22 protein-coding genes are annotated in these 23,771 nt (G+C 70.9%); 7 read left to right on the top strand and 15 right to left on the bottom strand.

The features are described 5' to 3' along the window. The first annotated feature begins 56 nt into the window (after window positions 1-56). The 4 genes from fahA (at window position 57) to AB0D01_RS29595 (ending at window position 3,439) form a co-directional block, all read left to right on the top strand. The gene (fahA, locus tag AB0D01_RS29610) at window positions 57-1,295 is read left to right on the top strand and encodes a fumarylacetoacetase (protein ID WP_363060540.1); all 1,239 of its coding nucleotides are present in this window, start codon (window positions 57-59) and stop codon (window positions 1,293-1,295) included. Window positions 1,296-1,442: 147 nt separating this feature from the next. Next, window positions 1,443-2,030, top strand: a complete 588-nt coding sequence (locus tag AB0D01_RS29605; RefSeq protein WP_363060539.1) for a hypothetical protein — start codon at window positions 1,443-1,445, stop codon at window positions 2,028-2,030. 94 nt (window positions 2,031-2,124) lie between these two features. Further along, window positions 2,125-2,733 (top strand): hypothetical protein, encoded by a 609-nt coding sequence (locus AB0D01_RS29600; RefSeq protein WP_363060537.1) that lies wholly within the window; start codon window positions 2,125-2,127, stop codon window positions 2,731-2,733. A 106-nt stretch (window positions 2,734-2,839) separates the two neighbouring features. Then, the gene (locus AB0D01_RS29595) at window positions 2,840-3,439 is read left to right on the top strand and encodes a Uma2 family endonuclease (protein ID WP_363060536.1); all 600 of its coding nucleotides are present in this window, start codon (window positions 2,840-2,842) and stop codon (window positions 3,437-3,439) included. Window positions 3,440-3,506: 67 nt separating this feature from the next. On the opposite strand, the gene nuoN is transcribed toward AB0D01_RS29595, so the two are convergent. The 14 genes from nuoN to AB0D01_RS29525 are packed head-to-tail and all read right to left on the bottom strand — an operon-like array spanning window position 3,507 to window position 19,336. Further along, window positions 3,507-5,165 carry an NADH-quinone oxidoreductase subunit NuoN gene (gene nuoN / locus AB0D01_RS29590; protein ID WP_363060534.1) on the bottom strand — a complete coding sequence of 553 codons (1,659 nt, stop codon included), beginning with the start codon at window positions 5,163-5,165 and terminating at the stop codon, window positions 3,507-3,509. Further along, entirely contained in the window at window positions 5,162-6,754 is a 1,593-nt protein-coding gene (locus tag AB0D01_RS29585) for an NADH-quinone oxidoreductase subunit M (protein WP_363060532.1), read from the bottom strand. The genes nuoN and AB0D01_RS29585 overlap by 4 nt, the downstream gene beginning before the upstream one ends. Before the next feature lies 1 nt (window position 6,755). Then, window positions 6,756-8,651, bottom strand: coding sequence for an NADH-quinone oxidoreductase subunit L (gene nuoL / locus AB0D01_RS29580; protein ID WP_363060530.1), 1,896 nt, complete (start codon window positions 8,649-8,651; stop codon window positions 6,756-6,758). 10 nt (window positions 8,652-8,661) lie between these two features. Then, a complete protein-coding gene (gene nuoK / locus AB0D01_RS29575) occupies window positions 8,662-8,961 on the bottom strand; it encodes an NADH-quinone oxidoreductase subunit NuoK (protein WP_030864698.1) in 300 nt (99 codons plus the stop codon). Next, complete coding sequence (locus AB0D01_RS29570) at window positions 8,958-9,773, bottom strand: NADH-quinone oxidoreductase subunit J (RefSeq protein ID WP_363060528.1); 816 nt, start codon at window positions 9,771-9,773, stop codon at window positions 8,958-8,960. Before AB0D01_RS29570 ends, nuoK begins: the two co-directional genes overlap by 4 nt. Next, on the bottom strand, window positions 9,770-10,375 hold the full coding sequence (gene nuoI, locus AB0D01_RS29565; protein WP_363060526.1) for an NADH-quinone oxidoreductase subunit NuoI: 606 nt from the start codon (window positions 10,373-10,375) through the stop codon (window positions 9,770-9,772). The genes AB0D01_RS29570 and nuoI overlap by 4 nt, the downstream gene beginning before the upstream one ends. A 3-nt stretch (window positions 10,376-10,378) precedes the next feature. Beyond that, window positions 10,379-11,737 carry an NADH-quinone oxidoreductase subunit NuoH gene (nuoH, locus tag AB0D01_RS29560; RefSeq protein ID WP_363060524.1) on the bottom strand — a complete coding sequence of 453 codons (1,359 nt, stop codon included), beginning with the start codon at window positions 11,735-11,737 and terminating at the stop codon, window positions 10,379-10,381. Beyond that, window positions 11,734-14,244: an NADH-quinone oxidoreductase subunit G gene (locus AB0D01_RS29555; RefSeq protein ID WP_363060522.1), complete on the bottom strand. Its 2,511-nt coding sequence runs from the start codon at window positions 14,242-14,244 to the stop codon at window positions 11,734-11,736. The genes nuoH and AB0D01_RS29555 overlap by 4 nt, the downstream gene beginning before the upstream one ends. Further along, window positions 14,241-15,590, bottom strand: coding sequence for an NADH-quinone oxidoreductase subunit NuoF (gene nuoF, locus AB0D01_RS29550; protein ID WP_363060520.1), 1,350 nt, complete (start codon window positions 15,588-15,590; stop codon window positions 14,241-14,243). The genes AB0D01_RS29555 and nuoF overlap by 4 nt, the downstream gene beginning before the upstream one ends. Next, complete coding sequence (gene nuoE, locus AB0D01_RS29545; RefSeq protein WP_363060517.1) at window positions 15,590-16,357, bottom strand: NADH-quinone oxidoreductase subunit NuoE; 768 nt, start codon at window positions 16,355-16,357, stop codon at window positions 15,590-15,592. Before nuoE ends, nuoF begins: the two co-directional genes overlap by 1 nt. Next, window positions 16,354-17,688: an NADH-quinone oxidoreductase subunit D gene (locus AB0D01_RS29540; protein ID WP_363060515.1), complete on the bottom strand. Its 1,335-nt coding sequence runs from the start codon at window positions 17,686-17,688 to the stop codon at window positions 16,354-16,356. Before AB0D01_RS29540 ends, nuoE begins: the two co-directional genes overlap by 4 nt. After that, complete coding sequence (locus AB0D01_RS29535; protein ID WP_363060513.1) at window positions 17,688-18,410, bottom strand: NADH-quinone oxidoreductase subunit C; 723 nt, start codon at window positions 18,408-18,410, stop codon at window positions 17,688-17,690. The genes AB0D01_RS29540 and AB0D01_RS29535 overlap by 1 nt, the downstream gene beginning before the upstream one ends. Continuing rightward, window positions 18,407-18,961, bottom strand: a complete 555-nt coding sequence (locus tag AB0D01_RS29530; protein WP_030162005.1) for an NADH-quinone oxidoreductase subunit B — start codon at window positions 18,959-18,961, stop codon at window positions 18,407-18,409. Before AB0D01_RS29530 ends, AB0D01_RS29535 begins: the two co-directional genes overlap by 4 nt. A 15-nt stretch (window positions 18,962-18,976) precedes the next feature. After that, a complete protein-coding gene (locus AB0D01_RS29525; RefSeq protein WP_249767272.1) occupies window positions 18,977-19,336 on the bottom strand; it encodes an NADH-quinone oxidoreductase subunit A in 360 nt (119 codons plus the stop codon). Window positions 19,337-20,183: 847 nt separating this feature from the next. Between AB0D01_RS29525 and AB0D01_RS29520 the strand changes: the two genes are divergently transcribed. Together AB0D01_RS29520 and AB0D01_RS29515 are read left to right on the top strand one after the other, a co-directional pair. Next, the gene (locus AB0D01_RS29520; protein WP_363060511.1) at window positions 20,184-21,059 is read left to right on the top strand and encodes an NlpC/P60 family protein; all 876 of its coding nucleotides are present in this window, start codon (window positions 20,184-20,186) and stop codon (window positions 21,057-21,059) included. Between the two features lie 310 nt (window positions 21,060-21,369). Beyond that, window positions 21,370-21,660, top strand: coding sequence for a hypothetical protein (locus AB0D01_RS29515; protein WP_363060509.1), 291 nt, complete (start codon window positions 21,370-21,372; stop codon window positions 21,658-21,660). Between the two features lie 82 nt (window positions 21,661-21,742). Here AB0D01_RS29515 and AB0D01_RS29510 read toward each other — a convergent pair whose 3' ends face one another. Further along, window positions 21,743-23,026 carry a geranylgeranyl reductase family protein gene (locus AB0D01_RS29510; RefSeq protein ID WP_363060507.1) on the bottom strand — a complete coding sequence of 428 codons (1,284 nt, stop codon included), beginning with the start codon at window positions 23,024-23,026 and terminating at the stop codon, window positions 21,743-21,745. A gap of 99 nt (window positions 23,027-23,125) precedes the next feature. Here AB0D01_RS29510 and AB0D01_RS29505 point away from each other — a divergent pair, with 99 nt between their 5' ends. Beyond that, window positions 23,126-23,650: a GNAT family N-acetyltransferase gene (locus tag AB0D01_RS29505; RefSeq protein WP_363060505.1), complete on the top strand. Its 525-nt coding sequence runs from the start codon at window positions 23,126-23,128 to the stop codon at window positions 23,648-23,650. Window positions 23,651-23,771: the final 121 nt, after the last annotated feature.

Raw genomic sequence — 23,771 nt, 5'->3', positions numbered from 1 at the left:
GTGTCAACCAGCCACCGGGACACCCCCGGACCGCGTCGAAAGCGAGGCAGCATCCCATGCCCCAGCAGAGCCCCCTCGATGTCCCCGAGGGCGACCCGTTCGGGCCGCACAACCTCCCCTACGGGGTGTTCACCACCTCCGGGGAACCGACGCGCCGCCGCGTCGGCGTGCGGATCGGCGGGCACGTGCTCGACGCGGGGGCCGTCGCCGTCGCGCTCGGCTCGCCGTACGCCGGGCTCCTGGCCCAGGGCTCGCTGAACCCGCTGCTCGCCGCCGGCCGCACCGCCTGGCACGACGTGCGCCGCGCCCTGACCGCCTGGGTCACCGACCCCGGCCACCGCGCGACCGTCGAGCCGCACCTGCTGCCGCTGGACGCGGTCACGCTGCACCTGCCGTACGAGGTCGCGGACTACGTCGACTTCTACGCCAGCGAGCACCACGCCACCAACGTCGGGAAGATCTTCCGCCCCGACGGGGACGCGCTGACCCCCAACTGGAAGCACCTGCCGATCGGCTACCACGGCCGCTCCGGCACGATCGTCGTCTCCGGCACCGACGTCGTGCGCCCCTCCGGGCAGCGCAAGGCCCCCACCGACCCGGCGCCCGTCTTCGGCCCGTCCGTCAAGCTCGACATCGAGGCCGAGGTCGGCTTCGTCGTCGGCACCCCCTCCGAGCTGGGCAGCCCGGTGGCCCTCGCCGACTTCGAGGAGCACGTCTTCGGCCTGTTCCTCCTCAACGACTGGTCGGCCCGCGACGTCCAGGCCTGGGAGTACGTGCCCCTGGGGCCCTTCCTCGGCAAGTCCTTCGCCACCTCCGTCTCCGCCTGGGTCACCCCCCTGGAGGCCCTGGACGCCGCCCGCGTCGCACCGCCCGCCCGCGACTTCCCGCTGCTGCCCTACCTCGACGACGCCGACGTCGACCGCCCCGGCGGCTTCGACCTGCGCATCACCGTGTCCATCAACGGGCAGGAGGTGGCCCGGCCGCCGTTCGCCTCCATGTACTGGACCGCCGCCCAGCAGCTCGCGCACATGACCGTCAACGGCGCCTCCCTGCGCACCGGCGACGTCTTCGGCTCCGGCACCGTCAGCGGCCCCGAGGTCGACCAGCGCGGCTCCCTGCTGGAGCTGACGTGGAACGGGCGCGACGCCATCGAGCTCGCCGACGGCAAGCGCACCTTCCTGGAGGACGGCGACACCGTCACCCTCACCGCCTGGGCCCCCGGCGCCGACGGCACCCGCGTCGGCCTCGGCGAGGTCACCGGCCGCATCGTGGGATCGCCCGCGTCCGCCTCGTAGGACGACCGGCTCCGGCGGGGCGGCGGATCCCTCCGCCGCCCCGCCGGAACCGCCGCGCCGCGGCGGGCTTACGCCGCACGGGCGGCCCGACCACCCGTACGCCCCCTCGGCCGTGCGGGGCGGGGCCGGCGCGGCGACGCTGCTGGCATGCCCCCTCGTCACGCGAAGCTCATCCCGCTGGCCCTCGCGGCCGCCGCCACGCTGGCGGCCGCGCCGTCGGCCCCCGCCGCGCCCGCCGCCCCGGGCCCCCGCCTCACGCCCGCCGCCCAACTGGCCCTGACCTACCGGGCGACCGCGAAGTTCCACCGGCACGACGCCGCCGTCCGCGCGGGCTACGTCCCCGACAAGTACTGCGTGGTGAACCCGTCGGGCGGCGCCGGTGCCCTCGGCTACCCGCACTTCAACCACGCCTACGACGGTTCCGTGGACCCGCAGAAGCCCACCGCCCTGCTCTACGAGGGTGACGGCAAGGGGCGTTGGCGCCTCGCGGGCCTGGAGTGGATGGTCGTGGACCGGGACGGCCGCGAGGACACCGACGACGACCGCCCGTCCCTGTTCGGGCAGCCCTTCCGCGGCCCGCTGCCCGCCCGCTACGCGGGCCAGAAGGTCCACTACTCGCTGCACCTGTGGCTCTGGAAGGACAATCCCTCCGGGCGGTTCGAGCCCTTCAACCCGGCGGTGGTCTGCCTCCCCGGCACGACCCGGCCCCGCCCGGCCGCCCCCGCCACCCCTTAGGGAGGCGGGCACCGCCAATCGGAGGCCCGCCGCGTGCGGGGTCCGCGCACCGCCGCAAAGGTGGACGAAACGGCCCCACCCCACAGGAGTTCCGATGCCCGTACGCAGCCTGAAGCCCGTTCTCGCCTGCGCCGCCGCCGTCTCGCTCGGCCTGGCCGCCGTGACCCCGGCCCACGGGGTCGACGGTCCCGCGCCCGACCCGCGCAACCGGCAGGCGATGCGCGACATGGCCGCGGCGATCGCGGCGACCGCGAAGTACGCGGACGAGCGGGAGGCCATCAAGGACGGCTACGTCCCGCACGGCGAGCCCTGCATGACCAACCCGTTCGGCGTGGGAGCCATGGGCTACCACTACGTCAAGCAGGCCTACTGGGGATCGACGGACCCCACCAAGCCGACCGCGCTCCTCTACAGCACCGAGAAGGACCGCAACGGCCGGCGCACGCTCCAGACGGTGGAGTGGATGTCGACCGACCGCGACCAGGACCTGACGACCAAGGACGACCGGCCCACGATGTTCGGCCTCCCCTTCGACGGGCCGATGCCCGGCCACTGGACCGGCATGCCCAAGCACTACGACCTCCACATGTGGGCGTACAAGAAGAACCCGGCGGGCCGCTTCCACAACTGGAACACGGGCCTGACCTGCCCGAAGAAGACCCCGGCCGCGACGGGCGCCGCCCACGCCCACGGCGCCCACTGACCCACTCCGGGCCCCGTCAAGTGCTTCCGGCATATGACTCACCCGAAAGGACGGCATCCCGCGAACTCCCGGCGCTAGGCTGGTCGCACGCGCGAGACTCCGGCTCATGGGAGCACTGATGAACCCGGAACACAGCTGGCCGATCCCCCCACCGGGCGGCTGGACTGCCGACGACCTGGACACGCTTCCGAATCTGCCTCCGCACACGGAGCTGATCGACGGGAGCCTGGTCTTCGTGAGTCCGCAAACGCTCTTCCACAGTCGGGCCATCGACTTCTTCACGGAGGAGTTGCGGTCCTTGGTCCCGAAGGGCCTGGACGTCCTGCGCGAGTTCACGATCGACATCAACCGGGGCAATCGACCCGAACCCGATGTCGTCGTGTTCCATGAGGACGTCATCACGGACCTCTCGCAGACACGGATCCCCGCCGAGACGGTGCTGCTCGCGATCGAAGTGGTGTCTCCCGACTCCATCGACCGCGACCGCGAGACCAAACCCACCAAGTACGCGGGAGCGGGCATCGAGCACTACTGGCGGGTCGAGAACAAGGACGGTCGAGCGGTCGTCTACGTCTTCGAGCGGGAACCGATCAGTCGTGCCTACGTCGCGACCGGCATCTTCCACGACCGGCTGAAGGTCTCCGTCCCCTTCCCCGTCGACCTGGACCTCTCCGCCATCACGGCCAGGCGAAACCGGCCGGAGTAGTCCCCGCACGCGACCGGGCCCGGCCCCCCTTTCGGGGGCCGGGCCCGGTCGCGCGTCCGCAGGACGGTCAGCGCACGAACGTGCTCGCCTGTCCCGCCAGTTCCAGGAAGTACTGCGGGGCCAGGCCCAGGACCAGGGTGACCGCGACGCCGACCGCGATGGTGGTCATCGTCAGAGGCGAGGGAACGGCCACCGTCGGCCCGTCGGCCTTCGGCTCACTGAAGAACATCAGGACGATCACCCGGATGTAGAAGAACGCGGCGATCGCGGACGAGATGACGCCGACCACGACCAGCGCCCCCGCGCCACCCTCCGCCGCCGCCTTGAACACGGCGAACTTGCCCGCGAAGCCGGAGGTCAGCGGAATGCCGGCGAAGGCCAGCAGGAACACCGCGAACACCGCCGCGGTCAGCGGGGAGCGCCGCCCCAGCCCCGCCCACTCCGACAGGTGCGTCGCCTCGCCGCCCGCGTCGCGCACCAGCGTGACCACGGCGAAGGCGCCGATCGTCACGAAGGAGTACGCGGCCAGGTAGAACAGCACGGACTGGACGCCCTCCGCGGAGGTGGCGATCACACCGGCCAGGATGAAGCCGGCGTGCGCGATCGAGGAGTAGGCCAGGAGCCGCTTCACGTCGGTCTGCGTCACGGCGATCACGGCGCCCGCGAGCATCGTGACGATCGCGACGCCCCACATCACCGGCCGCCAGTCCCAGCGCAGGCCCGGCAGGACCACGTAGAGCAGGCGCAGCAGGGCGCCGAAGGCGGCCACCTTCGTCGCGGCCGCCATGAAGCCGGTGATCGGCGTCGGGGCGCCCTGGTAGACGTCCGGGGTCCACATGTGGAAGGGGACGGCGCCGACCTTGAACAGCAGGCCCATCAGGATCAGCGCGCCGCCGATGAGCAGCAGGACGTCGTTGCCCATGGTGGCCGCGAGCGCCGGGTCGATCTGGGTGACGGTGCCGTCGACCACGTCGGCGATCTTCGCGTACGAGACGGAGCCCGCGTAGCCGTAGAGCAGCGCGATGCCGAAGAGGAGGAAGGCGGAGGAGAAGGCGCCGAGCAGGAAGTACTTCACCGCGGCCTCCTGCGACAGCAGCCGCCGGCGGCGGGCGAGGGCGCAGAGCAGGTACAGCGGGAGGGAGAAGACCTCCAGCGCGATGAACAGGGTCAGCAGGTCGTTGGCGGCCGGGAAGATGAGCATTCCGGCGACCGCGAACAGGGCCAGCGGGAACACCTCGGTGGTGGTGAACCCGGCCTTGACGGCGGCCTTCTCGCTGTCGCTGCCCGGTACGGACGCCGCCTGGGCGGCGAAGGAGTCCACCCGGTTGCCGTGGGCGGCCGGGTCCAGGCGCCGTTCGGCGAAGGTGAACACGGCCACGATCGAGGCCAGCAGGATCGTGCCCTGGAGGAACAGCGCGGGGCCGTCGACGGCGATGGCGCCCATGGCCGCGACCTGCGCCTTGGTGCCCGCGTACCCGCCGGCCGCGAGGGCGACGACCGCCGCGAAGGCGGAGGCCAGGGCGGCCACCGAGAGGAACAGCTGGACGTGGTAGCGGGCCTTGCGCCCGACGAAGGCCTCGACGAGGACTCCGAGGATGGCCGCGCCCACCACGATCAGCGTGGGCGCGAGCTGCGCGTATTCGATGTGCGGGGTCGGGATCCGGTCGACCGGCCCCTCGGCCGCCAGTGTCAGCAGGCTGTGGGCCGCAGCAGTGGCCGTACTCACTTGGCCGCCTCCCCGTTCTTGGCTTCGACGGCGACCTCGGGCTTCGGGTCGGTCTGCTTGACGTCCGACAGGGTGTGCTCCACCGCCGGGTTGACGATCTCGGTGAGCGGCTTCGGGTAGACGCCCAGGCCGATCAGCAGGGCGATCAGCGGGGCGACCACCAGGACCTCCCGCAGGCGCAGGTCCGGCATGGTGCGGACCTCCTCCTTCACGGGGCCGGTCATGGTCCGCTGGTAGAGCACCAGCGTGTAGAGGGCGGCCAGCACGATGCCGACGGTGGCGATGACGCCGACGACCGGGTAGCGGGCGAAGGTGCCGACCAGGACGAGGAACTCGCTGACGAAGGGCGCGAGGCCGGGCAGGGAGAGGGTGGCGAGGCCGCCGATGAGGAAGGTGCCGGCGAGGACCGGGGCCACCTTCTGCACCCCGCCGTAGTCGGCGATGAGCCGCGAGCCGCGCCGGGAGATCAGGAATCCGGCGACGAGCATCAGCGCCGCGGTCGAGATCCCGTGGTTGACCATGTACAGCGTGGCGCCGGACTGGCCCTGGGAGGTCATCGCGAAGATGCCCATGACGATGAAGCCGAAGTGCGAGATGGACGCGTAGGCGACCAGCCGCTTGATGTCGCGCTGTCCGACGGCGACGAGCGCCCCGTAGACGATGCTGATCAGCGCGAGGACGAGGATGACGGGCGTGGCCCACTTGCTGGCGTCGGGGAACAGCCCGAGGCAGAAGCGGAGCATCGCGAAGGTGCCGACCTTGTCGACGACCGCGGTGATCAGCACGGCGACGGGTGCGGTGGCCTCGCCCATGGCGTTCGGCAGCCAGGTGTGCAGCGGCCACAGCGGCGCCTTCACCGCGAAGGCGAAGAAGAAGCCGAGGAACAGCAGCCGTTCGGTGTTGGTCGCCATGTCGAGCGTGCCCGCGGCGCGGGCGGCGGCGATCTCCTGGAGGGAGAAGTTGCCGGCGACCACGTACAGCCCGATGACGGCGGCGAGCATGATCAGGCCGCCGACCAGGTTGTAGAGGAGGAACTTGACCGCCGCGTAGGAGCGCTGCGCGGCGGCGTTCTCGTCGCTGCCCGCGTGGGCGCGGTCCCCGAAGCCGCCGATGAGGAAGTACATCGGGATGAGCATGGCTTCGAAGAAGATGTAGAAGAGGAAGACGTCGGTGGCCTCGAAGGAGATGATCACCATCGCCTCGACCAGCAGGATCAGGGCGAAGAAGCCCTGCGTCGGCCGCCAGCGCCGGGAGTTGGTCTCCAGCGGGTCGGCGTCGTTCCAGCCGGCCGCGATCACGAAGGGGATGAGCAGCGCGGTGAGCGCGATGAGCGCGACCCCGATGCCGTCGACGCCCAGTTCGTAGCGGACCCCGAAGTCGGCGATCCACGGGCGGGATTCGGTGAGCTGGTAGCGCTCGCCACCGGGTTCGAAGCGGACCGCGATGAGCACGGCCAGGGCCAGGGTGGCCAGGGAGAACAGCAGCGCGAGCCACTTGGCGACGGTCCGGCGGGCGGCCGGGACGGCCGCCGTGAGGATCGCGCCGACCGCGGGTACGGCCGCCGTCACCGTCAGAAGCGGGAAATTCATCTCACACCGCCCTCATCAGCAGGGTCGCGGCGATCAGGATCGCCGTGCCCCCGAACATCGAGACCGCGTAGCTGCGGGCGTAGCCGTTCTGCAGCTTGCGCAGTCGGCCGGAGAGCCCGCCGACGGACGCGGCCGTGCCGTTGACCATCCCGTCGACCAGGCTGTGGTCGACGTAGACGAGCGAACGCGTCAGGTGCTCGCCGCCGCGTACGAGGACCACGTGGTTGAAGTCGTCCTGGAACAGGTCGCGCCGGGCCGCCCGGGTGAGGAACGAGCCGCGCGGGGCGACGACCGGGACGGGCTTGCGGCCGTACATCGACCAGGCGATGGCGACGCCGGCGACGAGGACCACCATGGTGGACGCGGTGACCGTGAGGGCGCTGACCGGCGGGTGGCCGTGCTCGTAGCCGGTGACCGGCTCCAGCCACTTCAGGAAGCGCTCGCCGATCTCGAAGAACCCGCCGGCGAAGACGGAGCCGAACGCCAGGATGATCATCGGGATGGTCATGGACTTCGGGGACTCGTGCGGGTGCGGCGGGTGGCCCTCCGCGTCCGGCTGCCAGCGCTTCTCGCCGAAGAAGGTGAGGAGCATGACGCGGGTCATGTAGAAGGCGGTGATGCCGGCGCCCAGGAGGGCCACCCCGCCGAGGATCCAGCCCTGGGTGCCGCCCTTGGCGAAGGCCGCCTCGATGATCATGTCCTTGGAGAAGAAGCCGGACAGGCCCGGGAAGCCGATGATCGCGAGGTAGCCGAGGCCGAAGGTGACGAAGGTGACCGGCATGTACGTCCGCAGGGCGCCGTACTTGCGCATGTCGACCTCGTCGTTCATGCCGTGCATGACCGAACCGGCGCCGAGGAAGAGGCCGGCCTTGAAGAAGCCGTGCGTCACCAGGTGCATGATCGCGAACACGTAGCCGATCGGGCCGAGGCCGGCGGCCAGGATCATGTAGCCGATCTGCGACATCGTCGAGCCGGCGAGGGCCTTCTTGATGTCGTCCTTCGCGCAACCGACGATCGCACCGAACAGGAGCGTGACGGCGCCGACGACGGTGGTGACCAACTGGGCGTCGGGCGCCCCGTTGAAGATGGCCCCGGAACGGACGATCAGGTAGACGCCGGCGGTGACCATGGTGGCGGCGTGGATGAGGGCCGAGACCGGGGTCGGGCCCTCCATCGCGTCACCGAGCCAGGACTGCAACGGCACCTGCGCCGACTTGCCGCAGGCGGCGAGGAGCAGCATCAGGCCGATCGCCGTCAGCGTGCCCTCGCTCGTCTCGCCGACCGAGGACAGGACCGGGCCGAAGGCGAAGGTCCCGAACGTCGTGAACATCAGCATGATCGCGATCGACAGGCCGATGTCGCCGACGCGGTTGACGAGGAAGGCCTTCTTCGCGGCGGTGGCCGCGCTGGGCTTGTGCTGCCAGAAGCCGATCAGGAGGTAGGAGGCGAGGCCCACGCCCTCCCAGCCGAAGTACAGCAGCAGGTAGTTGTCGGCGAGGACGAGCAGGAGCATCGCCGCGACGAACAGGTTGAGGTAGCCGAAGAAGCGGCGACGGCGCTCGTCGTGCTCCATGTACCCGATCGAGTACACGTGGATGAGCGTGCCGACCCCGGAGATCAGCAGGACGAAGGTCATCGACAGCTGGTCGAGCTGGAAGGCGATGTCCGCCTGGAAGCCCTCCACCGGGATCCAGCTGAACAGCCGCTGGTGCAGGGTGCGGTCCTCGGCCCCCCGGCCGAGCATGTCGGCGAAGAGGACCACGCCGATCCCGAAGGAGGCGGCGGCGAGCAGGGTGCCGAGCCAGTGCCCGACCTTGTCGAGGCGCCGGCCGCCGCACAGCAGCACCACCGCTCCGAACAGGGGCGCCGCGATCAGCAGCGCGATCAGATTTTCCACGGAGCGCCCCTTACAGCTTCATCAGGCTGGCGTCGTCGACCGAGGCCGAGTGGCGGGTACGGAACAGCGACACGATGATCGCGAGGCCGACCACGACCTCCGCGGCGGCGACGACCATCGTGAAGAAGGCGATGATCTGGCCGTCGAGGTTGCCGTGCATCCGGGAGAACGCCACGAAGGCGAGGTTGCAGGCGTTGAGCATCAGCTCGACGCACATGAACAGCACGATCGCGTTCTTGCGGATCAGGACCCCGGCCGCGCCGATGGTGAACAGCAGGGCGGCCAGGTACAGGTAGTTGACCGGGTTCACTTGGAGGCCTCCTCACGGCCGAGGCGCTCCGAGGAGGCCTGTTCCAGCGCCTTGAGGTCCTCCATGGCCTCGGTGGAGACGTCGCGGATCTGACCGCGGGCGCGCAGCGTCTTGTTGACGGTCAGCTCGGACGGGGTGCCGTCGGGCAGCAGACCTGCGATGTCCACGGCGTTGTGCCGGGCGTAGACGCCGGGCGCCGGCAGCGGCGGGAGCTGCACGCCCTCGCGCACGCGCTTCTCGGCGAGTTCGCGCTGCGTGGCGGCCCGCTCGGTGCGCTCGCGGTGGGTGAGCACCATCGCGCCGACGGCCGCGGTGATCAGCAGGGCGCCGGTGAGCTCGAAGGCGAAGATGTAGCGGGTGAAGATCAGTTCGGCCAGGCCCTCGACGTGCCCGGCGGAGTTGATCCGGCCCAGGCCGTTGAAGTGGTTCAGCCCGGCGTTGCCGATGCCGGCGATCAGCAGGATGCCGAAGCCGAGCCCGCACAGGGCGGCCAGCCAGCGCTGCCCCTTGATCGTCTCCTTCAGGGAGTCCGCCGCCGTGACGCCGACGAGCATGACCACGAAGAGGAACAGCATCATGATGGCGCCGGTGTAGACGACGATCTGGACGACGCCCAGGAAGTACGCCCCGTTGGCGAGGTAGAACACCGCCAGGATGATCATCGTCCCGGCCAGGCACAGGGCACTGTGGACGGCCTTCTTCATCAGGATCGTGCACAGCGCCCCGATGACGGCGACGGTGCCCAGGATCCAGAACTGCACGGCCTCACCGGTGGAGGTCAGCGTCGCGGCGCCCGCCGCGAGGGCGCTCACGCGTCCACCCCTTCGGCCGGCTCGACGCTCTCGTCCCGCTTCTCGTGCTCGCCCTTGGAGACGGCGACCTGCCGGACCGTGCCCGGGGCGGCCCCGGTCACCAGCCCCCGGTAGTAGTCCTGTTCGTCCGTCCCCGGGAAGATCGAGTGCGGGGCCTCGACCATGCCCTCGGTCAGCCCCGCGAGGAGCTGCTCCTTGGTGTAGATCAGCGATTCGCGGCTGGAGTCGGCCAGCTCGAACTCGTTCGTCATGGTCAGCGCCCGGGTGGGGCAGGCCTCGACGCACAGCCCGCACAGGATGCAGCGGGCGTAGTTGATCTGGTAGACGCGGCCGTAGCGCTCACCGGGCGAGTACCGCTCCTCCTCGGTGTTGTCCGCGCCCTCCACGTAGATCGCGTCGGCGGGACAGGCCCAGGCGCACAGCTCGCAGCCGATGCACTTCTCCAGGCCGTCGGGGTGGCGGTTGAGCTGGTGGCGGCCGTGGAAGCGCGGAGCGGTCGTCTTCGGCTGCTCCGGGTACTGCTCGGTGAGGCGCTTCTTGAACATGGCCTTGAAGGTCACGCCGAAGCCGGCGACCGGGTTCTGCCACTTTTCGTCGGACACGTCTCAACCCTCCTCTCGGTCGCTGTCGTGGTTCGTCCCGCCGCTGGCGATCAGCTCGCGCTCCGCGCGGGGCCGCCTGCGCGGTACGGGGGCCAGGTGCTGGCCGGGCTTGGGCGGTACGGGGAAGCCGCCCGCCATCGGGTCGAAGGGCGCCGCCGCCTCGGCCCGCTCGGTCTCGGCGGCGGCCTGCTTCTCGCGCCGGTCGCGGAAGTGGTCGGCGACGAAGGACAACAGCAGGACGGCGATGACTCCGCTGCCGACGTAGAGGACGATCTCGCTGAAGTCGTAGCGCTCGTTGCGCAGCGCCCGGACGGAGGCGACCAGCATCAGCCAGACCACCGAGACCGGGATCAGCACCTTCCAGCCGAGCTTCATCAGCTGGTCGTAGCGCACGCGGGGCAGCGTGCCGCGCAGCCAGATGAAGAAGAACAGCAACAGCTGCACCTTCAGCGCGAACCAGAGCATCGGCCACCAGCCGTGGTTCGCGCCCTCCCAGTACGTGGAGATCGGCGCCGGCGCCCGCCAGCCGCCCAGGAAGAGGGTGACCGACACCGCCGAGACGGTGACCATGTTGACGTACTCGGCCAGCATGAACAGGGCGAACTTGATGGAGGAGTACTCGGTGTTGAAGCCGCCGACGAGGTCGCCCTCGGACTCGGGCATGTCGAAGGGGGCGCGGTTCGTCTCGCCGACCATCGTGATGACGTAGATGATGAAGGAGACCGGCAGCAGGATGATGTACCAGCGGTCCGCCTGCGCCTCGACGATCGCCGACGTCGACATCGACCCGGAGTAGAGGAAGACCGAGGCGAACGCCGCGCCCATCGCGATCTCGTAGGAGATCATCTGCGCGCAGGAGCGCAGGCCGCCCAGGAGCGGGTACGTCGAGCCGGAGGACCAGCCCGCGAGGACGATGCCGTAGATCCCGACGGAGGCCACGGCGAGGACGTACAGCATCGCGATGGGCAGGTCGGTGAGCTGCATCGTGGTGCGCTGACCGAAGATCGAGACCTCGTTGCCGGCGGGCCCGAAGGGGATCACGGCGATGGCCATGAACGCCGGGATCGCCGCGATGATCGGGGCGAGGACGTAGACGACCTTGTCGGCCCGCTTGACGACGACGTCTTCCTTCAGCATCAGCTTGACGCCGTCGGCGAGCGACTGGAGCAGGCCCCAGGGGCCGTGCCGGTTGGGGCCGATGCGCAGCTGCATCCAGGCGACGACCTTGCGCTCCCACACGATGGAGAACAGCACGGTCACCATCAGGAAGGCGAAGCAGAACACCGCCTTGAGCAGGACGAGCCACCAGACGTCCCTGCCGAACAGGGAGAGGTCCTCGGCGGCCAGCTGTACCGCGTTCACGCGCCCACCTCCGCAGTGGTGTCGCCGGGGGTGGCGGCCGGGGTCGCCGGGCCGATGCCCACGAGGGTCCCGGGCCGGGCTCCGGTGTCGGCGAGGACACCCGAGCCGGTGGAGTTCAGCGGGAGCCACACGACCCGGTCGGGCATGTCGGTGACCCTCAGCGGGAGTTCGACCCGACCGGCCGGGCCGGTGACGGCGAGGACGTCGCCGTCCTTGACGCCGGTCTCGGCGGCGGTGGCCGCCGAGAGGCGGGCGCTCGCCTCGTGCCGGGTGCCGGCCAGGGCCTCGTCGCCCTGCTGGAGCAGGCCCAGGTCGAGCAGGAGCCGGTGTCCGGCGAGGACGGCCTCGCCCGTGCCGGGGCGCGGCAGCGGCACCGGGTCGGTGGAGTGCTCTGCGGCGAGTTCGCCCTCCCAGGCCCCGAGCCGCTCCAGTTCGCGGCGTACGGCGTGCACGTCGGGCAGGGCGATGGGCCGGTCGGCGGCGTCGGCCAGCATGTGCAGCACGCGGGCGTCGGCCGGGGCGAGGCGGCGGGTCATCTGGTCGGGCTTGAGGGCGGCCTCGAAGGGACGCACCCGGCCCTCCCAGTTGACGAACGCGCCGGCCTTCTCGGCGACGGCCGCCACCGGCAGCACCACGTCGGCGTGGTCGGTGACCTCGCCGGGCCGCAGTTCGAGGGAGACCACGAAGGCCTCCCGCAGGGCGGTCCGCGCCCGCCGCGGGTCGGGCAGGTCGCCCACCTCGACGCCCGCCACCAGCAGCGCGGCCAGCTCGCCCGTGGCGGCGGCCTCCACGATCTGCCCGGTGTCGCGGCCGTAGCGGTGCGGGAGTTCGTCCAGCCCCCAGGCGGCGGCGACCTCGTCGCGGGCCCGCGGGTCGGTGGCCGGACGGCCTCCGGGCAGCAGGGACGGCAGCGCGCCCGCCTCGACGGCGGCCCGCTCCCCGGCCCGGCGCGGGATCCACACCAGGCGGGCCCCGGTGGCGGTGGCCGCCCGTACGGCCGCGGACAGCGCGCCGGGCACCCCGGCGAGGCGCTCGCCGACGACGATGACGGCCCCGCTCTCGCGCAGCGCCTCGGCCGCGGCGGCGCCGCCCGCCTCCAGCCCGGTGCGGGAGGCCAGCGCGGACAGCCACTCGGGCTCGGTGCCCGGGGCCGCCGCCAGCAGGGTGCCGCCGGCCTTGGCGAGGCCGCGGGTGGCGAAGGGGGCCAGGGCGAAGGTCCGCTGGCGGTGCTTGCGGTGCGCCTTGCGCAACCGCAGGAACACCCCGGGGGCCTCCTCCTCGGCCTCGATGCCGACGAGCAGGACGACGGGCGCCGCCTCCAGGGAGGCGTAGGTGACGCCCGTGCCGTCGAGGTCCTTGCCGGTGCCGGCGACGGAGGCGGCCAGGAAGTCGGCCTCCTCGGCGCTGTGCACGCGGGCCCGGAAGTCGATGTCGTTGGTGTCGAGCACGACGCGGGCGAACTTGGCGTACGCGTACGCGTCCTCGACGGTCAGCCGGCCGCCGGTCAGGACCCCGGCCCGGCCGCGCGCGGCGGCGAGCCCGGCGGCGGCGACCTCCAGGGCCTCGGGCCAGCTCGCCGGGGCGAGGATCCCGTCCGCCCCGCGCACCAGCGGGGTGGTGAGCCGGTCGGGACGCTGCGCGTAGCGGAACCCGAAGCGGCCCTTGTCGCAGATCCACTCCTCGTTGACCTCGGGGTCCTCGGCGGCGAGCCGACGCAGGACCTTGCCGCGGCGGTGGTCGGTACGGGTCGCGCACCCGCCGGCGCAGTGCTCGCACACGCTCGGGGAGGAGACGAGGTCGAAGGGGCGGGAGCGGAACCGGTAGGCGGCCGAGGTGAGGGCGCCGACCGGGCAGATCTGGATGGTGTTGCCGGAGAAGTACGACTGGAAGGGGTCGCCCTCGCCGGTGCCGACCTGCTGGAGGGCGCCGCGCTCGACCAGTTCGATCATCGGGTCGCCCGCGACCTGGTTGGAGAAGCGGGTGCAGCGCGCACACAGCACGCACCGCTCGCGGTCCAGGAGCACCTGCGTGGAGATGGGGACGGGCTTCTCGTAGGTGCGCTTGTGGCCCTCGAAGCGGGACTCGGCGTTGCCGTGGGACATCGCCTGGTTCTGCAGGGGGCATTCGCCGCCCTTGTCGCAGACGGGGCAGTCCAGCGGGTGGTTGATGAGCAGCAGCTCCATCACCCCGCGCTGGGCCTTGTCGGCGACCTCGGAGGTCAGCTGCGTACGGACGACCATGCCGTCGGTGCAGGTGATGGTGCAGGAGGCCATCGGCTTGCGCTGGCCCTCGACCTCGACGATGCACTGGCGGCAGGCGCCGGCCGGGTCGAGGAGGGGGTGGTCGCAGAAGCGGGGGATCTCGATGCCGAGCTGTTCGGCGGCCCGGATGACGAGGGTCCCCTTGGGAACGGACAGTTCGACGCCGTCGATCGTCAGGGACACGAGGTCCTCGGGCGGGACGGCCGCCCCTCCGCCACCGGCCGGGGCGTTCGTGGTGACGGTCATGCGTTCACCTCCGTGTCGGCCCAGAGGGTCGACTTCCTGGGGTCGAAGGGGCAGGCCTTGCCCGTGACGTGCTGCTCGTACTCCGCCCGGAAGTACTTCAGCGAGGAGAAGATCGGGCTGGCCGCGCCGTCGCCGAGGGCGCAGAAGGACTTGCCGTTGATGTTGTCGGCGATGTCGTGGAGCTTGTCGAGGTCGGACATGACGCCCTTGCCGGCCTCGATGTCGCGGAGCAACTGGACGAGCCAGTACGTGCCCTCGCGGCAGGGGGTGCACTTGCCGCAGGACTCGTGGGCGTAGAACTCGGTCCAGCGGGTGACGGCGCGCACCACGCAGGTGGTCTCGTCGAAGCACTGGAGGGCCTTGGTGCCGAGCATGGAGCCGGCGGCGCCGACGCCCTCGTAGTCCAGGGGCACGTCGAGGTGCTCGTCGGTGAACATCGGGGTGGAGGAGCCGCCGGGGGTCCAGAACTTCAGCCGGTGGCCGGGGCGCATGCCGCCGCTCATGTCGAGGAGCTGGCGCAGGGTGATGCCGAGGGGGGCCTCGTACTGGCCGGGGCCGGCGACGTGTCCGGACAGCGAGTAGAGGGTGAAGCCGGGGGACTTCTCCGTGCCCATCGCCTTGAACCAGTCCTTGCCCCGCTGGAGGATCGCGGGGACCGAGGCGATGGACTCGACGTTGTTGACGACGGTGGGGCAGGCGTAGAGGCCCTCGACGGCGGGGAACGGCGGGCGCAGCCGGGGCTGGCCGCGGCGGCCTTCGAGGGAGTCGAGCAGGGCCGTCTCCTCGCCGCAGATGTACGCGCCGGCGCCGGCGTGCACGGTGATGTCGAGGTCGCGTCCGCTGCCGTCGATGTCGTGGCCGAGGTAGCCCGCCGCGTACGCCTCGCGCACCGCCTCGTGCAGGCGCCGCAGGACCGGGACGGTCTCGCCGCGCAGGTAGATGAAGGCGTGCTCGGAGCGGATCGCGTAGCAGGCGATGATCATTCCCTCGATGAGGGAGTGCGGGTTGGCGAACAGGAGCGGGATGTCCTTGCAGGTTCCCGGCTCCGACTCGTCGGCGTTGACGACGAGGTAGTGGGGCTTGCCGTCGCCCTGCGGGATGAACTGCCACTTCATCCCGGTGGGGAAGCCGGCGCCGCCGCGACCGCGCAGCCCGGAGTCCTTGACGTAGGCGATGACCTCGTCGGGGGTCATCGCGAGGGCCTTGCGCAGGCCCTCGTAGCCCTCGTGGCGCCGGTAGGTCTCCAGCGTCCAGGACTCCGGCTCGTCCCAGAAGGCCGACAGGACGGGCGCGAGGAGCTTCTCCGGGCTGGTGCCGTTCTTGATCGGTTCCGTCGACACGGACATCACTCCCCTCCCTCGGTGGTGGAGCCGCCGCGGGCCTCGCCGCGCGGGTGCACGATCGGGGCGTGGGGGGCCTCGCCGCGGGCCAGGCGCAGGCCGATCAGCGAGGCCGGGCCGGCTCCGCCGGTGGCGGCGACGGCGCCCTCGCGCTCGTCGGGGAAGCCCGCCAGGATCCGGGCGGTCTCCTTGTAGGTGCACAGCGGGGCGCCGCGGGTGGGTTCGACGGGCCGGCCGGCGAGCAGGTCGTCGACCATGGCCTTGGCTGACTCGGGGGTCTGGTTGTCGAAGAACTCCCAGTTGACCATCACCACGGGGGCGTAGTCGCAGGCCGCGTTGCACTCGATGTGTTCGAGGGTGACCTTGCCGTCGGCGGTGGTCTCGTTGTTGCCGACCCCCAGGTGCTCCTTGAGCTCCTCGAAGATGGCGTCGCCGCCCATGACCGCGCACAGGGTGTTCGTGCAGACGCCGACCTGGTAGTCCCCGGAGGGCCGGCGCCGGTACATCGTGTAGAAGGTGGCGACGGCGGTGACCTCGGCGGTGGTCAGGCCGAGCACCTCGGCGCAGAAGCGGATGCCGGTGCGCGAGACGTGGCCCTCCTCGGACTGCGTCAGGTGCAGCAGCGGCAGCAGCGCGGAGCGGCTGTCGGGGTAGCGGGCGATGACCCGGGCCGCGTCCGCCTCCAGTCGGGCCCGGACCTCGGGCGGGAAGTCGGGGGCGGGCAGCCCGGGCATCCCCAGGTTGACCCCTCCGCTCGGCGAAGTGGCGGTCATCGGTCGACGCCTCCCATCACGGGGTCGATGGAGGCGACGGCGACGATGACGTCGGCGACCTGGCCGCCCTCGCACATCGCGGCCATGGCCTGCAGGTTGGTGAAGGACGGGTCGCGGAAGTGGACCCGGAAGGGGCGGGTGCCCCCGTCGGAGACGACGTGGACGCCGAGTTCGCCCTTGGGGGACTCGACGGCGGCGTACGCCTGGCCGGCCGGCACCCGGAAGCCCTCGGTCACCAGCTTGAAGTGGTGGATGAGGGCCTCCATGGAGGTGCCCATGATGTTCTTGATGTGGTCGAGGGAGTTGCCGAGGCCGTCGGGGCCCATGGCGAGCTGGGCGGGCCAGGCGATCTTCTTGTCGGCGACCATGACCGGGCCGGGCTCCAGCCGGTCGAGGCACTGTTCGACGATCCGCAGGGACTGGCGCATCTCCTCCAGGCGGATCAGGAACCGCCCGTAGGAGTCGCAGGTCTCGGTGGTGGGGACGTCGAACTCGTAGTTCTCGTAACCGCAGTACGGGTCCGTTTTGCGCAAGTCGTGCGGCAGTCCGGCGGAGCGCAGGATCGGGCCGGTGGCGCCGAGGGCCATGCAGCCGGTGAGGTCGAGGTGGCCGACGTCCTGCATGCGGGCCTTGAAGATGGGGTTGCCGGTGGCGAGCTTGTCGTACTCCGGCAGGTTCCTCTTCATGGTCTTCACGAACTCGCGCAGCTGGTCGACCGCGCCGGGCGGCAGGTCCTGGGCGAGGCCGCCGGGGCGGACGAACGCGTGGTTCATGCGCAGTCCGGTGATCAGCTCGAAGACGTCGAGGATCAGCTCGCGGTCGCGGAAGCCGTAGATCATGATCGTGGTCGCGCCCAGCTCCATACCGCCGGTGGCGATGCACACCAGGTGGGAGGAGAGCCGGTTCAGCTCCATCAGCAGGACGCGGATCACGGAGGCCCGGTCGGGGATCTGCTCGGTGATCCCGAGGAGCTTCTCGACGCCGAGGCAGTAGGCCGTCTCGTTGAAGAACGGCGTCAGGTAGTCCATGCGCGTGACGAAGGTGGTGCCCTGCGTCCAGTTGCGGAATTCGAGGTTCTTCTCGATGCCGGTGTGGAGGTAGCCGATGCCGCAGCGGGCCTCGGTGACCGTCTCGCCGTCGATCTCCAGGATCAGGCGGAGCACTCCGTGGGTGGAGGGGTGCTGCGGACCCATGTTGACGACGATCCGCTCGTCGTCCGCCTTGGCCGCGGTCCGGACGACCTCGTCCCAGTCCCCGCCGGTGACGGTGTAGACCGTGCCTTCGGTGGTCTCGCGGGAGGCCGCGTGGTGCGACGCGTTCGGAGTGGACATCAGCTGTACGACCTCCGCTGGTCGGGAGCCGGGATCTGGGCGCCCTTGTACTCGATGGGGATGCCGCCGAGCGGGTAGTCCTTGCGCTGGGGGAAGCCCTGCCAGTCGTCCGGCATCATGATCCGCGTGAGGGCCGGGTGGCCGTCGAAGACCAGGCCGAAGAAGTCGTAGGCCTCGCGCTCGTGCCAGTCGTTGGTCGGGTAGACGGTGACCAGCGACGGCAGGTGCGGGTCGGTGTCCGGCACGGACACCTCCAGACGGACGATCCGGCCGTGGGTGAGCGAGCGCAGGTGGTAGACGGCGTGCAGCTCGCGGGCCTTGTCGCCGGGGAAGTGGACCCCGCTGACGCCGGTGCACAGCTCGAAGCGCAGCGCGGGGTCGTCGCGCAGGGTGGACGCCACCCGTACGAGGTGCTCGCGGGCGATGTGGAGGGTCAGTTCCCCCCGGTCGACGACGACCTTCTCGATGGCGTTGGCGGGCAGCAGGTCCTGCTCCTCCAGGGCGCCCTCCAACTCGTCGACGACCTGGTCGAAGTACGAGCCGTAGGGGCGGACGCTCTCGCCGGGCAGGGCCACGGTGCGCACCAGGCCGCTGTAGCCGCTGGTGTCGCCGCCGTTGTTCGCGCCGAACATGCCCTTGCGGACGCCGATCACCTCGGGTCCCGCGTTGCCCCGGGGCGCGGGGACGTTGTTGCCGTTCTCGACGGCCGGGTCCTCGCTCACCGCAGGAGCCCCTTCATCTCGATGGTGGGCAGGGCCTTGAGGGCCGCCTCCTCCGCCTCGCGGGCCGCCTCCTCGCGGTTCACCCCGAGCTTTCCGCCCTGGATCTTCTGGTGGAGCTTGAGGATGGCGTCCATCAGCATCTCGGGGCGGGGCGGGCAGCCGGGGAGGTAGATGTCCACCGGAACGATGTGGTCGACGCCCTGCACGATCGCGTAGTTGTTGAACATGCCGCCCGAAGAGGCGCACACGCCCATGGAGATGACCCACTTGGGGGCGGGCATCTGGTCGTAGACCTGGCGGAGCACCGGCGCCATCTTCTGGCTGACGCGGCCGGCCACGATCATGAGGTCGGCCTGGCGCGGGGAGCCCCTGAAGACCTCCATGCCGAAGCGGGCCAGGTCGTAGCGGCCGGCGCCGGTGGTCATCATCTCGATGGCACAGCACGCGAGGCCGAAGGTGGCGGGGAAGACGGATGACTTGCGCACCCAGCCCGCGGCCTGTTCGACGGTGGTCAGCAGAAAGCCGCTCGGCAGCTTCTCTTCCAGTCCCATGGAAAATTCAGCCCCTCAGTCCCATTCCAGGCCGCCGCGGCGCCACACGTAGGCGTAGGCGACGAAGACGGTGAGCACGAAGAGCAGCATCTCGACGAGCCCGAAGATCCCCAGGGCGTCGAAGGTGACGGCCCAGGGGTAGAGGAAGACGATCTCGATGTCGAAGACGATGAAGAGCATCGCCGTCAGGTAGTACTTGATGGGGAAGCGTCCGCCGCCGGCGGGCATCGGGGTCGGCTCGATGCCGCATTCGTAGGCCTCAAGCTTTGCCCGGTTGTACCGTTTTGGGCCGATCAGCGTGGCCATGACCACGGAGAAGATCGCAAACCCTGCGCCGATGGCGCCGAGCACGAGGATGGGCGCGTACGCATTCACGCTCCTCGCTCCTTCCAGTCGTCCTTGACCGTTGGACCGCTGCGCCGGCGCCGAGTGCTCCGCCTCGCGAGGACCGCCCCCCGAATCCGGGGGGCACGTGCATGTGAGGCAGTTCACAAGCCGGGCTGGTGCGCATCTTATGCCCGGCGGTCTGTGATCTGCGACACGGGTAACAACACCGAGTTTGTGATCTCCACCACCTGACGAACGATCATGAAGTCCGATGAGTGGTGATCTTCGCACGCAAGGCATCCACATGATCACCAAAGGTGACATCCGGGCCCGTTCGCGCAGGTGGAAAGGGTGTCGCACTATCAAATGGTGGCCCTTGCAGGCAAATTGGCGGTGTGTCGGCCGGGGTGATAAAGGAATCCGCCTCCCCCGGCCGGGGGAAGGGCGACGTACGGGAGTGGACGCGCCGGCCGGATCTCGCCCGCCACGCCGGGCGGGGGTCGATGCTGTGCATTCGTTCACGAACCCCCCGACGGGCCGCCGCCGGATCACGGACGGGACACGACCGGATCGCGGCAACCTCACGGAGGCGACGCGATGGCCTCACGGAGGCCTCACGGACGCGTTACGGCGCCAGGTAACTGTGACCTGCGACACACTCCGAGAGTCCCGCGAAAAGGGGGCTTGGCCATCTGTGCGGGTCGATGGTAGGCAGTGGATCAATTCGGACTTATTGCTGAAACCCCATGATCACAGCCTTGTGAAGGCGTGTCCGTTACGTCCGTTACGGCGTCAATAAGACGCGCGACGCGCCCGGTTCGGCCGCTCGACGCGCAACTGTGGCGCAGACCACGTTTCTTGAAGGGAACCCGGCACCCCTGATAGCGGTTGTCCCATGTCCCACACCGCTCACATACCCAGCCACCGGAAGCCCCGCCGTAGCGCCTCGAAGCTCGCGGTCCGCGCCGGAGTTGCCGGTGGCGTCCTCAGCACCCTGGCCATGGCCGGCACCGCGAGCGCGTCCCCCTCCGCCGAGCCCGTGGCCGAGACGACGCTGGAGATGCCGGTCCTCGACCTGGACCTCGGCACCGAGGTCTCCTCGGCCGTCACCACGGCCGCCGAGAACACCCGCGTGGCCGCCGTGGAAGCCGCCGTCGAAGGCGAGCTGAACGCCCTGGAGGAGACCGCCCGCACGGGCGCCGCCGCCGAGGCGAAGCAGGCCAAGGAAGACGCCACGAAGGCGGCCGAGCAGAAGGCCAAGCAGGAGGCCGACCGCAAGGCCGAGGCCGAGCGCGCGGGTCGCACCTCCGAGCGCGAGACCCTGACGACCGCCTCCGCGTCCAACGGCTCCAAGGGCACCACCGCCAAGGGCTCCGGCAGCGGCCAGGGCGTCGGCACCGTGACGGCCCCCGCCACCGGTTCCGCGTCCGCCATCATCAACTTCGCCCGCGCCCAGATCGGCAAGGCGTACGTCCTGGGCTCCACCGGCCCCTCGGCGTACGACTGCTCGGGTCTGGTGCAGGCCGCCTACCGCGCGGCGGGCATCAAGCTCGACCGCGTCTCCCAGGACCAGTCCATGGCCGGCCGCTCGGTCTCCCTGAGCGCGCTCCAGCCGGGCGACATCGTGTACTGGGGCGCCAAGGGCAGCGCCTACCACGTCGCCATCTACTCCGGCGGCGGCAAGTTCATCGGTGCGCAGAACCCCAGCACCGGCATCGTCGAGCGCAACATGAGCTACGACATGCCGACGGGCGCCGTCCGCGTCCTCTGAGCCGCCCGATCGAGCGCTCGATCCGGTTTCACACCGGAGGGCCGGTACTCCCCCGCTCGGGGGTGGAGTACCGGCCCTTCGGCGTGCCCTGACGACCCTGAAGGGGTCCTGGGGCGCCGCCGGCGACACCGTGGACCCCGAAGGCCCCGACGCGTCCCGGAGTCGACCTGGGGCGCCCTGGAGCGTCCGCGCGGGTCCCGGTCGCGCCCCGAGGGCCCTTCGGCGACCACCGGCCGGGCGCCTCCGGGGCGGCCGACCCTGCGAAGATGGCCGCGACGCGCCCGGCCGTCCGACCCAGGAGGTGGTTCCCGTGAGCAGACCGAGCCGAGGGCGACGGCAGCGGCCGCGGACCCCGCTCCCCGAACCGCGGGGCACCGACGCCGCCGCCCTCCCCGCCGCCGGCGGACTGGCGCTCCTCGCCTGCGGAGGCTGGGTGTTGACCACCTCCCGCCCCTGGCAGAAAACGGGCGAAACCCTGGCGTTGGGGCTCGAATGGGTCGCTTCGGGCAGCCTGTTGCTGTCCGGCCTGGTCCTGCTCGCCCGCTGCGTGCGCGCCGTCCACGGCGCCGACCCGGACACGGCCCCGGACACCGACGGCTGAACCGCCGAAACACCGCGAGCCGCCCCCCGCGCACCGAACGGCGCGGAGGAGGACGGCTCGACGAGGGACCCGGCGGCGGAGGTCAGGCCTTCGGGGCCACCTTCGACAGACCGTTGATGATCCGGTCCATGGCGTCGCCGCCCGTCGGATCCGTCAGGTTCGCCAGCATCTTCAGCGTGAACCGCATCAGCACCGGGTGCGTCAGACCCCGCTGCGCGGCGATCTTCATCACCGCCGGGTTGCCGATCAGCTTCACGAAGGCGCGGCCCAGCGTGTAGTAACCGCCGTACGTCTCCTTGAGCACCTTCGGGTAGCTGTGCAGCGCCAGTTCCCGCTGGGCCGGCGTCGCCCGGGCGTGCGCCTGCACGATGACGTCCGCCGCGATCTGCCCCGACTCCATCGCGTAGGCGATGCCCTCGCCGTTGAACGGGTTGACGAGGCCGCCCGCGTCACCGACCAGCAGCAGTCCCTTGGTGTAGTGCGGCTGCCGGTTGAAGGCCATCGGCAGCGCCGCGCCGCGGATCGGCTGCGTCATGTTCTCCGGGGTGTAGCCCCAGTCCTCCGGCATCGACGCGCACCACGCCTTGAGGACCTCGCGCCAGTCCAGCTCCTTGAAGGCGGAGGAGGAGTTGAGGATGCCGAGGCCGACGTTCGACGTACCGTCACCCATGCCGAAGATCCAGCCGTAGCCGGGCAGCAGACGGTCCTGCGTGCCGCGCCGGTCCCACAGCTCCAGCCACGACTCCAGGTAGTCGTCGTCGTGCCGGGGCGAGGTGAAGTACGTGCGCACCGCGACGCCCATCGGACGGTCCTCGCGACGGTGCAGGCCCATCGCCAGGGACAGCCGCGAGGAGTTGCCGTCGGCCGCGACGACCAGCGGGGCGCGGAAGGTGACCGGGGTCTTCTCCTCGCCCAGCTTGGCCTGCACGCCCGTGATGTGGCCGGTCCGCGGATCCCGTACGGGCTCGCCGACGTTGCAGCGCTCGTACAGCCGCGCGCCGGCCTTCTGCGCCTGACGTGCCAGGGTCTCGTCGAAGTCGTCGCGCTTGCGGACGAGTCCGTAGTCCGGGTAGGAGGCGAGTTCCGGCCAATCCAGCTGGAGGCGCTGACCGCCGCCGATGATCCGCAGACCCTTGTTCCGCAGCCAACCGGCCTCTTCGGAGATGTCGATGCCCATCGCCACCAACTGCTTGGTGGCGCGCGGGGTCAGACCGTCGCCGCAGACCTTCTCGCGCGGGAACGCCGTCTTCTCCAGCAACAGGACGTCGAGTCCCGCCTTGGCGAGGTAGTAGGCGGTGGTGGAGCCGGCGGGGCCGGCACCGACGACGATCACATCCGCGGAGTGCTCGGTGAGGGGCTCGGTCACAGCGGGGTCTCCCGAAGGCTCGATAAAGGGTGCCCAACGGCACGGGACAAAGTGCAGTCTAAGCAGCGAGAGAGATCGCGATCCGAAGGGCTGCCCTCTATGACCACCTCGCCGACCCGACCGCTCCCCGACGTGACGCTGCGCGTGCCCACGCACGAGGACGCGCACGCCTGGCACGGCGTCTTCGACGACCCCGACGTCATGGAGTTCCTCGGCGGACCGGCCGAACTGTCCTTCTACGTCGAGATCACGGCCCGGCAGCGGATGTACGACGCACGGCTCGGCTACTGCCTGTGGACCCTGCTGGACGCCGACGGCGGGGTCATCGGCTTCACCGGCGCCCAACCCTGGCCGGCGGAGCGGACGTGGGGCCCGGTCGGCGAGATCGAGATCGGCTGGCGGCTGGGACGCGCCGCCTGGGGCCACGGCTACGCCCACGCCGCCGCGCTGGCCACGCTGGAACGGCTGCGGGAGGCCGGGGTGGAGCGGGTGGTCGCGATGATCGACGACGCGAACGCGCGCTCGGTGGCGGTGGCGGAACGGCTCGGGATGACGCTCGCCGACACCTTCGCCCTGCCGGACGGCCGCCGCGTGGCCCGCCGCTACGAACTGACGCTCGCCTGACCGGACCCCCGGGCACACCCGCCGACGCGCGACCGCTCCGACGCGCGGACCCCGCCCGGCCGCCCCGACGTTCGGGGTGGTCTGGGCGGGCGGTGCGGTCGGGGCGGGCGGTGCGGTCGGG

It is taken from the genome of Streptomyces sp. NPDC048606 (assembly GCF_040650855.1).
Lineage (GTDB): Bacteria > Actinomycetota > Actinomycetes > Streptomycetales > Streptomycetaceae > Streptomyces.
Note: the sequence above shows the minus strand (reverse complement) of the source record. Positions and strands in the feature narration are given on the sequence as shown.